Consider the following 12,144-nt stretch of genomic DNA (forward strand, 5'->3'; position numbering starts at 1 on the left):
ATCTTCGGGCGAAGTAGTAGCGGTAAAGATCAATGTTTCCCCCTTCAAGACGCGAAGCGCTTGAGGACCGCCTTGCATCACAGAACCGCAATGGAGTTCACTTTGATTGCTCAGTGTTAATCCCGTTACATTGGAAACATAGGTGGGCTGTTCAAAATGATGCAGCGCCTCTAAATCCAACAGGGGGCTAAAAGGGGTGAGATCGACAAAGGCCTCGTGGGCTTGTTCTACCTCATGCTGATCGAGGGTGATAAGCTGTCCATGGGTGAATATTTGAAGGATTCCTCCTAGGGTGCAACCCAGTTGAGCTTGATGGGTTAAGATATCGCGTCCATCGATCAAGGGAAAATGATCGTTTTGAGGTACTTCCCAAAATCCACGGGGGAGATACGTACAGGTTTTATCATTGCCTTTTTTATAACTGCACACCACAAAGGGGGCAGAACCAACCTTAAATTGATTGTCCTCGATCGTCGCAATGAGCTTGTCTTGCGTATTGGCATAAAACTTTCGGTGGCTTGTAAGGGCTAATTCAGGAAAAACAGAGGGATTTCCCGTACAGCTACACGTGGCTCCTTGACAAACAACATAGGCTGAGCTTGACAATGGATCAGAGGCGGCAGCAGTTTGTTCTCCGCCTGTTTGTTTTCCGCCTGTTTGTTTTTGGTCTGTTTTATCTTCGGATTGTAACGATGGTGAACGAAGAATATGTTCTGTTTTTTTACTTTTCATTTTTGATTTTCTACAACACAAGAAGTGGTCGGTTATTGCATATCGATTCTACTTCTTTTACCATGTGTTTTTTTGAATTCCCCAAAAATTAAACCGAACAACACAAAAAAAGGAGCTCAAATTCGTTTCAATTAAGTAATCCTTCTTTTTATTTTCTTTTTTAATCAAATAGTCTCTTTTGTATTTAAAAAAAAGAAAGACCACACGTTTAATGTGGTCTTTCTTTTAATCTTCTCTACTTCCATCGCTTGCCATTCGGACAATTTTAGGTATAAATGTTGCAACTACATCTACTAAATCCTCTTGAGCAGCCATCACTTGATGAATATCTTTATACGCCATGGGAGCTTCGTCTTTCCCCGCTCCTATTAACTCAATACCATGCGCTTGTAAAACGGCATTAATATCTGTTGTTTTTAGTGTTTTTATCGCTTGGGTCCTACTCATTTGTCGTCCTGCTCCATGCGAAGCGGAGTTCAACGCTTGTTCCTCTCCTTTTCCGCGGACTAAGAATCCAGGAGCTGTCATAGATCCAGGAATAATTCCCATTACCCCCTTACCTGCTGGTGTAGCGCCTTTTCGGTGAACGATGACTTCTTTTTCTTGGTAGTTTTCTTTCCATGCAAAATTATGGTGGTTCTCAATTTTGGCTAAAACCTCCGCGCCAATTGCTTGCGTCAATTTATTGTGAATCACCTCATGACATGCAGAAGCGTAATCCCCCGCTAGATTCATCAACGTCCAATATTCTTGTCCTGCTTGAGAATTCATATCTAAATACGCTAAATTCTTGGCTTCGTGTGGCAGCTTACAGCTATCTTTGGCAATTTGAGTATATCGTCCTGCAATAGTTGCTCCCATTCCGCGAGATCCTGAGTGAGTTAACAAGGCCAAGTACGTTCCTTTATCGATATTCAAAGCTTCATCGCGTTCTTTAAATTCCATCAATCCCCATTCGACAAAGTGATTACCTCCCCCAGAAGATCCCAATTGCCCCCAGGCTTTATCTTGTAAGTTTTTAATAAAAGGGTTGAGGTTAAATTCTGCGCGATCTAAAATAGCATGTTGAGCTTTATACTGCCCTTGAAATCCATGTCCTGCTCCAAACTTGGTATGTTTCACTAATTGCTCTTTCAGCAAGTTTTCCATTCCATAGAATTCTATTCCCTTAATATCAAAAATAGACAACGCCATTCTACATCCAATATCCACACCAACCCCATAAGGGATAACTGCGTTTTCTGTAGCCAAAACCCCTCCGATTGGCAACCCATAGCCTTGATGTGCATCTGGCATTAAAGCCCCAGCTACGGCTACGGGTAATTTTACGGCTATTTCCATCTGTCTGATTGCTCCTTCTTCAATATGGGCAGAACCATAAATACTATAATCAACTGCCACTTCCCTCAATGGAATAACCTCCTCTTCTACGCGCTGTCCAACCCCTTCTAGAATAGCGGTTGCTAATTTTCCAAATACACGATGGTTGATGTAGTCTTCGGCATTATCCAAAACCCTTTTATAGTGTTCCAGCATCTCTGCTTTTGTCAACCCTGTTCGCTTTTTATTTGCCTTTAATGCGATACCCAATAGTTCTGTTTGCGGGTATCCTAAGGCTAGTAAATCATTCCCATTAATTGGGGTAGTATCTTTTATATTTTTCATTTCTTCTTTTATTTTTTCACGGTCAACCGCAAACCATCAACCAAACACCTCTTTCAATTGTTTCAATACATTTCCGCCGCCTGCCAAACTGATTTCACCCACTTTATCCGCAATTTTCTCGATGTATTCCATCTCTTTCAATCGCAACAACATTTCGTTTTCTTCCATCAATTTTGCCGTATTCAACAAGCTGCGAGTAGCTGCAGTTTCTTCTCTCCGCGTAATCATATTCGCTTGGGCTTTTTTCTCAGCAATCAATACCTGATTCATGATTTCTCGAATATCTCCTGGTAAGATAATATCTTTGATTCCACATGCTTTTAAGGTGATTCCCAAAGCGGCCACTTCTTCTTGTGCACCTTCCAAAATAGCGTGTGATACATTTTCTTTATTCTCCATCAACTCATCAAAAGACATGCGTCCTATCTTTTCTCTCAACCTCAATTGAATCGCATTGTACATTTGTTTTTCTGCTTCTTTGTTTTCCACATAAGCTCTTAATAAATCGCTTATTTGATACACGATATTGAAATTTATACGCAACTGAACTTTGTCTTTGGTCAACATTTCTTGTCCATTCATATCTATGGTTTGTTGACGTACATCCACAAAAATCATCTGAACTTTAATCGCATTTTTCCAATAGCAATAATCTCCTGCATTCAAGATAACCTGAAATTGTTCATCAATAAACAACAAGCCTTTTTCATTCGCACCTACCGTATACATTCGCAAGAATTGAGGCATATTACCTTTCCCTCTAATAGTTCTTGAAATAGAAGAAGCTACCTTTAGCTCATCTGTAGAATAGCGTTCAAACGAATAAATTTGAGCCTCTTTCCAATAGATATATCTCCCTGCCGCTAATGCCGTATAAAACACTTTATTTTTGTAAACCAAAACCACTTCATGATCCAATACATCCACAATTTCTAACCGAGCACGTAACTGCTCCTTTTTCAACAAAGCATCCATATCCCTGCGCATCGGAAACAATTCGGCTATATTGTATTCCACAACCTCTTTTTGTCCCCACAACCAATATTGACCTGTGCTATATACTTTTTTCAATTCTCCTTGATTAAACACTAAGGCCACGTGATTGGTTTTTACTTGTAACTTTTTCATAACTATCTTTTTATTTTTTTAAATCATTTCTATCAAAGAACAGGCGAACTAGGTTTCCCTTACTTTAGGCGGAAAAAAAGCACAGGGTGAAATAAGATAATTCGCTTATAGTCTGGAATAATTCAGCAAGCAAATTATTCGACCTATACCGTCCCTTATCTCTCTTTCGCACTGTCGTCTTTTTTACAGGCTTCAAATCCGGTGTTTTCTGTCTCTTGAGTCTGCGACTTTAGAGCAAAAAACGGAAACACTAGTTGACTGAACTTTTTTATGGAGGAGATTTTTAAGGAAGTTCTCCAGCTTCACCAAGGTTGCTTTTAAGGCAATTTTTATTCTACTCTAACCAACTGAGTTATATTGCTTTTAGGCAATAGTAGGATTCGAACCTACGACCCGAATATAATTACTAAACCACTAGTCATTCACTGCAATGAATGTGAGGAGTCGAACCTCAAATATTCTTCCACATACAAACAGGATAAGATTAACGATTGTCTCTCACTTCTGCGCTATACCGAAACGCTTCCAAGGTTTGTATCTTTCGAACAGTACAAAGATGCATACCTATATACGCAAATGAGTTGCGCAGTTTGAATAAATTTTAAAATACTTTAGTTAATCCTAATTATCAATTACTTATATTTTTATTTTTTAAATAAATGTTCCATCTACGCAAATACACTGCGTAGATACTGAAATAAAACCTATCTTTGGGAGAGAAGAAAACACCAAAAAGACAATACTACCTAATGGCAACCAATAAACTAGCTCTTTTGCGTTATCGCATTATCGACGAATGCTTACAAAACCGCTTCCGAAAATGGACGTTGAATGACCTCATTGAAAAGGTAGCCGATGGGTTATATGAATACGAAGGCATTGATACCGGAATTAGCAAGCGCACGATTCAATTGGATATTCAGAGCATGCGCAGTGAAGGTTTAGGGTATCAAGCTCCAATTGTAGTTGTTGATCGCAAATATTATACGTATGAAGATGCACAGTATAGTATTAAGAACTCACCGATCAACGAGGCGGATATGGAGAAACTAAAAGAAGTGGTATCCATTCTCAAGCACTTGAATGGATTTAGTCAGGTAGATGAAATGAGTGAGGTTATCGCAAAATTAGACAACAGTTTACTAACGCGTAATACGCATGCTCCGAACTACATTCAAATGGAAGGCAATCCCCTGCTCAAAGGGATTAAATTCATCAGTCCTTTATATGAGGCCATAAAGAACAAACAAACGCTGCTAATCGAGTATAAATCCTTTAAGTCCAAAGAAGCATCTAAGCATTTTTACTACCCTTATCTTTTAAAAGAATACCGCAATCGTTGGTTTGTGGTTGTCAGAAGTAGCAAAGATAAATACCTCTTGACTTTGGCCCTTGACCGCATAGCCAATGTATACCCTATAGTCAATGAACCGTATAAAGAGTACCAAGGCGTTGATTTTGATCGTTATTTTGAAGATACCTTAGGCGTTACCAAAACAGAGCAAGATCGCGCACAGAAAGTTATTCTATGGGTCAATCCCTATCATGCGCCTTATGTCAAAACAAAACCCATACACAGTTCTCAAGAAATTATAGAGGAGAATGAAAAGGGGATAAAAATACGTTTAGATGTTGTATTGAATTTTGAATTAGAACGCGAAATATTAGGGTTTGGTGAGGCTATCAAGGTAATTTCGCCTCGACATTTACAAAGGCAAATTGCTAAACGCGTGGAGAAAATGCATCAACACTATTTGAAAGAAAAAATATAATAGACGCTGTTTTATTAAATAACAAAAGAAGCCTTAATAGGGCTTCTTTCGTTTTTAAATAGAAAAAGGCTTGTCAATGACAAGCCTTTTTCTATTTACTTTTTATCCCAAACTAAACCTTCTGTATCGTATTCAAATACATTTAGTCCTTCATTGAAAATCTCAATCTCAATCATAACCTTTTTGGATTTCAAAAGCTTGTTTATGATTTCTTTTTTCTTATCAAGAAACACATAATTATTCGCTGCACCTGAAGCAGTAGTGTACGAATAATTAATTGTACTCGCATCATCGAACTTAAATTTCATTGCTTTTTCTCCCATCAGACTTGGCATAATTTGTCCTTTATCTAAATACAGGTATACCTCATTTCCAGCTCCTTTATTGCGCAAATTTATGGATAAGGTAGATCCTCCTTTATACGGGAATTTAAAATTAATTTTATTCGTAGAAGGCAACTCCGCAAAATAGGTTGTTGTTCCTTCCATCTTATCAATTTCTTCTGAATACTCCCATTTTGTTTTACTTGAACTTTCTTCTGTTGTTTGATCCGAAGTAGTTTCCGTTTTAGCTGATTTATCACCACCAGAAGCAATAGCCAAAACAACCATAAAAGCAATAGCCATTGCTGAGAATAAATTCTTTTTCATATATATAACGATTTAGATTTAACTTTTACTTTTCGAAAGATACCCCATGGAATCGCTATCCCAAGGGCTATAAAAACAACATCATACCAATCAAAAGTTCCATAGAAAACTTCTAACAACAGGGAGACACTGATCAAAATAATCAACCAAACACGATAAGCTTTCGCTTGTACATCCCCCCAAACAATAGCCAGGAGAGAAGAAAAAGCAAAAGCCCACAATCCATCGGGCAAATGGTATTGCACCCAATACGGCAAGGGGATCTTAAAAAAATTGAGTCGGAAAAATTTCAAAAAATAAATCGATTCATCTCTTGCTATACTATAGATTACTACTCCTAACAATAAAGGAGTTAATACGAAATAAAAAATAGCCTTATATTCTGAAATATCTCTCTTTTGCTTCAATTCACATCTATTTAAAACAAAAATAACGAAAATTAATAATTTAAACAATATATATTAACTTAAAAAGACGTACAGTATAAACCAAAAAAGTTAATTAAAAACAACTACTTCTCAAACTAGTATGGACAAAAAAAGGGTTTGTCTTTCGACAAACCCTTTGAATTATATTGTGTACAATAAATTATACTTCTCTATTAACATCCCAAGCTTCTAAAATATCAGCTACACGCTTCACAAATGAACCTCCTAATGCACCATCTACTACACGGTGATCATAGCTATGAGACAAGAACATTTTTTGGCGGATACCGATAAAATCTCCTTCTGGTGTTTCGATAACAGCTGGTACTTTGCGAATCGCTCCTAAAGCTAAAATACCCACTTGTGGTTGATTGATAATTGGCGTACCAAAAACACTTCCAAACGTACCTACGTTTGTAACTGTATACGTTCCTCCTTGTGTATCGTCTGGTTTCAATTTTCCAGCTTTAGCACGGTTTCCTAAATCATTTACTGCTTTAGCCATACCTACTAAGTTTAATTGATCTGCATTTTTGATTACAGGAACAATTAAATTACCATTAGGCAAGGCCGCAGCCATTCCTAAATTGATGTTCTTTTTCTTAATGATGAAATCTCCATCAACCGAAATATTCATTCCAGGGAAGTCTTTTAATGCTTTAGCAACTGCTTCCATGAAGATTGGTGTGAACGTTAATTTCTCACCTTCTCTCTTTTCGAAAGAATTTTTCACTTTATTTCTCCAGTTCACGATATTCGTAACATCTACTTCAATGAAGGATTGGACGTGAGCAGAAGTTTGAACAGACTGTACCATGTATCCTGAAATCAGTTTACGCATACGATCCATTTCAATAATTTCATCTCCTCCATTTACAGAAACTGGTGTAGCTTTCGTAGCTGGTGCAGATGCTGCAACAGGTTTTGCAACTGCTGGTTGAGCTACTGGTGCAGCTACAGCTGGTTGAGTTCCTCTTTGCTCAACATAAGCTAATATATCGTTTTTTGTAACTCTTCCTTCTTTACCCGTTCCATCGATAGCTTCTAACTCGCTCAAAGAAATACCTTCTGCTTTGGCAATGTTTTTCACTAAAGGCGAAAAGAACTTTTCAGAACTTGAAAAATCTACAGGTGCAGCAGCTTCTTGTGCTACTTCTATTGTTTGTTCTACTGCTGTAACGGTTGATGTTGTAGCAGCAGTTGGAGTTGAAGCAACTTCTCCTCCTTCAGTTTCAATAATAGCGATTGTTTGTCCTACTTGAACAACATCATCTACTTGAAATAATATTTCAACCAAAGTTCCTTCTACTTCTGATGGAACTTCACTATCCACTTTATCTGTTGCGATTTCTAATACGGTCTCATCAGCCTCAATGCGATCCCCTACATTCTTCAACCAGTTTGTAATGGTTGCTTCCGCAACACTTTCTCCCATTTTGGGTAATTTCAATTCGAACTTTGCCATATTTATAACCTAAGGTTGTGTTTCTTAATTCAGATTACAAATTTAATAATATTTCGGACTTATTTCAAGTAAAGATAAAATTATCATTCTTCTAAAATTATCACTGATCCTTTACTATTACTATCATTACTACCAATCAAAAACAAAGAATTTATAGGTTTAATTTTATAAATTATTTCTGATCTATAATTTTTATGCATAAAGTCAATGATCTCTTTATTAGTTAAATAATCGCCATCGAAGATAATTTCTGTTAAATCACTATTTTTAGGTAGCATTTGATCTAGCTGTTGTTGTATTTCTTCGAGCGTATGCACCTGATTAATGCTTCGCTTCAATCGATATTCAATTTTATTTTTCAGCATTTCATTCTCACTTACAAAAAAAGTGTGTGTAGCTACCTCTAGTTTAGCTCCCCTCTTCTTTTGCTTGAACAAAAGAAAAAGTAAAGTTACCATACGCATTAGAATTTCAAACAGCATGGACTTCCGAAAATGCTTGGCATAAAAAATCTGTGTCCCTTGATGAAATCGCTTTACGTATTCAATATCCTTATCTGTGCTTTCTCCTTTATAGTGAATGATAGTAGTATCTGAAAGATAATAATTCTCATAGCCTGCTTTTAAACTCGAATAAGATAAATCTGTATCTTCTACATACATAAAGAATTGTTCATCAAACCCCCCTAACTCCTCGTACACCCCTTTAGGCATAAACATAAAAGCACCAACTAAGATCTCTACTTTTCCATTTTTATCCTTCCCCAAATGAGAGGCATAATAGCCATTTACTAAAGGACTCTTAGGAAAGAATCGATACATACCCGTTATCTTCATCAGAGACCTCCAATAGGTCGGAATTCCCCGTTTTGATTCTGGTAGGAAACCACCGCGACCATCAATAAGCTGACAACCGACAATTCCCAGTTTTTCTTTGCGTTGAAATAAATCAATTACCTTCAAAAAAGTATCTTCTGATACAACCGTATCAGGATTGAGAATACAAATATATTTTCCTTGGGCTTGGGCTACTCCGATATTGTTTCCTTTGGGAAAACCGAGATTTTCCTTATTTTCTATAAAGTGTACATCGGGAAACAGCTTTTGCATCATCGATGCGCTTGTGTCGTGTGAATTATTATCTACCACTATAATCTCTGCATCAATCGTTACAATTGCTGCTTGTACCGACTTAATACATTGTTCTAAAAAGTAACGAACATTATAGTTTAAAATGATTATAGATAATTGCATCCGGCAAATATAATAGGATTAGGAAAACTACAATAACAATCAAACAAAAAAAAGGCCAATTACTTTACATAATTGACCTTTTTATTCTTTACAACTAGTTAACCTTTGTTAATCGCGTCTATTGTTTTCTTTGCAAAACTATTCGAAGGATCTAAGTTCAATACTTTTTTAAATTCTTCAACTGCTTCCGCATTTTTATTCTTATTTGCATAATAAGTAGCAATAGAAGTGTGTGCTTCAATTACTTGCTCTTTATTTGCAGCGTCTTTTAATTCATTTTTCTCCGCTAATACTTTTAAAAACCCTTTGTATGACTCATACATTTTGTCATAGGCCTCTACAGAATCAATATAACGGTTAGCACGAGCTCTATAGAAATAAGCTTCTTGCGTTAAAGGAGATGCTTCAATGGCTTTCCCTAAGTACTCATCCGCTTTTTTCAATAAAGCTTCACTGTCCGAACGTTCTCCAGATCCCAATAAATAGTAAGAGTAACCTACGTAATAATTATCGTAAATATAGCCACTTGATTCTTTTACATCAGCCGAAATACTTAAAATATCAATTACATTTTGATATTTTTTCTCTCTGAATAAGTCCAATCCAAAACGATTAAATTCACCTGCTATAGCAACTTCAGTATTAACTGCATCTTTTAAGTGATTTAACCCTTTGTGGTATAGTTCTTTATTTTCTCCATCTTTAGATAGACCTATTTCAGATAATCCTAAATACAAATAATCTCTACCGATTGCATTCAAACTTTTTGATTCCTTCAAGTACACTTTCAAGAATTTATCTAACGCTTCTGCACTTACATCATAGTGCTTATTTTCATAAGCTGCATAGCCTAAATATCTATGGATACGAGGATTTACGCCTTTGATGTCTTTCATTTGCGTAGCTAGTCTTTCTAGTTCAGGATAATTTTCTGTCAAAACTAAAAAATCTGCATATCTCATTTGAGAATCGATAGAATTACCCGTTGCTTTGATGAATTTTTTGTAATTCTCTCCTGCTTGAGCAATCAATTGTTTCTCTTGTTTTGCATTTACTTTTGACCACATAAAAGAAATTTCCGCAATCTCTCTGTATGCAGGTGCATAATCAGGGTTCGTTGCTATAATTTCTTCACACGCTTTGATTGCATCTGCATACGCTCTTGCGCGTTTTGTAATCATTGCCATTTGCAATTTAGCATCTAACAAAGTATTGTCAGAATCATAGGCATTTCTGAATGAAGAATAAGCATCGTTCAAATTCTTTTGTTCTAAAAATGCACGCCCTAAAAGTAGATGAGCCATTGCATTGCTGTAATCTTTAGCTACAACATCAGCGGCAATCTTTTGCGCTTCTTTAGGATTAGGCATCTTAGAATTTAAATAAGCAGCAGCTACTAGCAATTGCTCATCATACTCTTTTTTCTTAATATCTTTCTCTGCCTTGGAAAAATTAGCAACCGCTTCTGTAGTACGGTTATTATCTAACTCTATTTGACCTAAACCGATATAGTTTAATGACCCTTTTGTTTTTGCAAGAAGTCCTTTATCGAAATAATAACGAGCTGAATCTGATTGGTCTTCTTTCAGAAACACATCCCCTAAGTAGTAATAATTAATTCCCTCAGCCGGTTTCTTGCTAATTAAATCTTTTAAAATCTCTTTTGCCTTATCAAACTGCTCTGCGTTGATTGCCGTTTTTGCTTCATTTATACTTTGAGCAAAAGCAAAAGAGCTACTTAAAGCTAAAGTCAACAATGAAATAGAATACTTTTTATTCATAATATATCGTTATTGTTTTATAAGTATGTGGTTTATTTTTTAATATCTTTTGTTATGACAATTTCCCTAGGGGGTATATTAAACGGAAACAATCCCGATTTTAGTATAATACGCTGTCCTTTATATCCGGCAATATACGACGCAAATCCTGTACCTAAACCATTTTTACCTTGCATATCCCAAACATAAAGTTTTCGAACTAAAGGATAGGTTCCTTCTGCAATATTATTTTGGCTTGGTTTATAATATTTAGCATCCGTATCGTTTTTGACCGCTAAAACTTTGACTTGACTTATATTTTGCTGAATTTCTGCATTAGGTTGTGTTAGCCAATTTAGACCAATTACACCAATTGCTTTAGGATTTTTTACGACATAGTCAATTACCTCTTGGGTATTTTTTAGAAAATAGGCATAGTCCTTCGGAAAAGAGTCAAACCCACTTGCTTGTCTAAAAGCAGAAGAAACACTTGAATTATAATTGTCGAACACAAGGAACGAATCTCCTTCTTTTACCTGTCCTGTTTTTAATTGCTTCAGTATTTTTTGATAATCAACAACGGAATCTGCAGCTACCTTATTGGTAACAAAGACAATTGCATCACTAGCAAAATGCGTTTGCTTAGGAGCAACAACACCTTCATAGTGTTTCATTTCATCTGCTGTCATCGTACGAGGCAAAACCGCCACGCGAATTGAATCTGAGAACAATAAATTCAGAATTTCTTTTTCTGACTTTACCAGTAGATTTAATTTAGCCTTTTTATATTCCTTTTCAAAAAGAACGGAAACATCTTCTACGATTGGAAAAATAGATTCATCCACTCCCAATGTCAAAGTACCACCTAGTAAACTCTCTTCTTGAGCAACCGTACCTGCATTTGAATCCGTTGCGGTTGTGTTTTTATCTTTACATTGAAAGAACAAACAAGTTGTTGCTAAAACACTGGCTAAAATTCCAACTCTAGCCGCGCCTTTTATTTGAATCATATAAAACTAATTTAGAGCAAAACCTAGTTTCCTCATTTTCTTCCGTCTAAGATAGATATTCTTTGGAAGAAGCAAAAAATAAAAGTAGTTTTTAACATAAAAACGCGCAATAAAAAAAGCTCCGAATAACTCGAAGCCTCTTACTATTTCTCACTATTAGTACTCCACAAACGGTAGAATCTAAAAAAACCATAGACTATTAGTACAATACCGAATAAAATTCGGTGTGTATCTTCCATTTGAAAGGGCAATGATTTATTGATAATTAAAGCAATACCACA

General features: G+C 36.2%; 10 protein-coding genes. 1 reads left to right on the forward strand and 9 read right to left on the reverse strand.

Annotation, left to right across the window (positions count from 1 at the left end; genetic code table 11):
• From ACMHJ2_RS14770 to ACMHJ2_RS14780, 3 genes are all read right to left on the reverse strand, one after another.
• Nucleotides 1-732: DUF4280 domain-containing protein (locus ACMHJ2_RS14770; protein ID WP_413513639.1), on the reverse strand; the 732-nt coding region annotated here is incomplete at its 3' end.
• Nucleotides 733-957: 225 nt separating this feature from the next.
• The gene (locus tag ACMHJ2_RS14775; protein WP_413513695.1) at nt 958-2,388 is read right to left on the reverse strand and encodes an RtcB family protein; all 1,431 of its coding nucleotides are present in this window, start codon (nt 2,386-2,388) and stop codon (nt 958-960) included.
• A gap of 45 nt (nt 2,389-2,433) precedes the next feature.
• Nucleotides 2,434-3,525: a slipin family protein gene (locus ACMHJ2_RS14780; protein WP_413513640.1), complete on the reverse strand. Its 1,092-nt coding sequence runs from the start codon at nt 3,523-3,525 to the stop codon at nt 2,434-2,436.
• 749 nt (nt 3,526-4,274) lie between these two features.
• Between ACMHJ2_RS14780 and ACMHJ2_RS14785 the strand changes: the two genes are divergently transcribed.
• Nucleotides 4,275-5,297: a helix-turn-helix transcriptional regulator gene (locus tag ACMHJ2_RS14785; protein ID WP_413513641.1), complete on the forward strand. Its 1,023-nt coding sequence runs from the start codon at nt 4,275-4,277 to the stop codon at nt 5,295-5,297.
• Between the two features lie 95 nt (nt 5,298-5,392).
• Here the strand turns inward: ACMHJ2_RS14785 and ACMHJ2_RS14790 are convergent, their stop codons facing one another.
• The 6 genes from ACMHJ2_RS14790 to ACMHJ2_RS14815 all read right to left on the reverse strand — a co-directional run bounded on the left by ACMHJ2_RS14790 (nt 5,393) and on the right by ACMHJ2_RS14815 (nt 11,863).
• A complete protein-coding gene (locus tag ACMHJ2_RS14790; RefSeq protein ID WP_413513642.1) occupies nt 5,393-5,947 on the reverse strand; it encodes a hypothetical protein in 555 nt (184 codons plus the stop codon).
• On the reverse strand, nt 5,944-6,354 hold the full coding sequence (locus ACMHJ2_RS14795) for a hypothetical protein (protein ID WP_413513643.1): 411 nt from the start codon (nt 6,352-6,354) through the stop codon (nt 5,944-5,946). Before ACMHJ2_RS14795 ends, ACMHJ2_RS14790 begins: the two co-directional genes overlap by 4 nt.
• A gap of 181 nt (nt 6,355-6,535) precedes the next feature.
• The gene (locus ACMHJ2_RS14800) at nt 6,536-7,840 is read right to left on the reverse strand and encodes a dihydrolipoamide acetyltransferase family protein (protein WP_413513644.1); all 1,305 of its coding nucleotides are present in this window, start codon (nt 7,838-7,840) and stop codon (nt 6,536-6,538) included.
• 83 nt (nt 7,841-7,923) lie between these two features.
• Entirely contained in the window at nt 7,924-9,093 is a 1,170-nt protein-coding gene (locus ACMHJ2_RS14805) for a glycosyltransferase family 2 protein (protein ID WP_413513645.1), read from the reverse strand.
• A gap of 98 nt (nt 9,094-9,191) precedes the next feature.
• Nucleotides 9,192-10,874: a tetratricopeptide repeat protein gene (locus tag ACMHJ2_RS14810; protein WP_413513646.1), complete on the reverse strand. Its 1,683-nt coding sequence runs from the start codon at nt 10,872-10,874 to the stop codon at nt 9,192-9,194.
• A 32-nt stretch (nt 10,875-10,906) separates the two neighbouring features.
• Nucleotides 10,907-11,863 (reverse strand): PstS family phosphate ABC transporter substrate-binding protein, encoded by a 957-nt coding sequence (locus ACMHJ2_RS14815; RefSeq protein WP_413513647.1) that lies wholly within the window; start codon nt 11,861-11,863, stop codon nt 10,907-10,909.
• Nucleotides 11,864-12,144 lie beyond the last annotated feature (281 nt).

Origin of the sequence: Myroides odoratus, assembly GCF_965118575.1 — a bacterium.
In the GTDB taxonomy this organism is placed as follows: domain Bacteria; phylum Bacteroidota; class Bacteroidia; order Flavobacteriales; family Flavobacteriaceae; genus Flavobacterium; species Flavobacterium odoratum_B.

Bases quoted from the DNA above. Each gene is read 5' to 3' on its own strand.
- ACMHJ2_RS14785 (WP_413513641.1), top strand. From the start codon at position 4,275: ATGGCAACCAATAAACTAGCTCTTTTGCGTTATCGCATTATCGACGAA.
- ACMHJ2_RS14815 (WP_413513647.1), bottom strand. From the start codon at position 11,863: ATGATTCAAATAAAAGGCGCGGCTAGAGTTGGAATTTTAGCCAGTGTT.
- ACMHJ2_RS14805 (WP_413513645.1), bottom strand. From the start codon at position 9,093: ATGCAATTATCTATAATCATTTTAAACTATAATGTTCGTTACTTTTTA.
- ACMHJ2_RS14800 (WP_413513644.1), bottom strand. From the start codon at position 7,840: ATGGCAAAGTTCGAATTGAAATTACCCAAAATGGGAGAAAGTGTTGCG.
- ACMHJ2_RS14810 (WP_413513646.1), bottom strand. From the start codon at position 10,874: ATGAATAAAAAGTATTCTATTTCATTGTTGACTTTAGCTTTAAGTAGC.
- ACMHJ2_RS14790 (WP_413513642.1), bottom strand. From the start codon at position 5,947: ATGAAAAAGAATTTATTCTCAGCAATGGCTATTGCTTTTATGGTTGTT.
- ACMHJ2_RS14780 (WP_413513640.1), bottom strand. From the start codon at position 3,525: ATGAAAAAGTTACAAGTAAAAACCAATCACGTGGCCTTAGTGTTTAAT.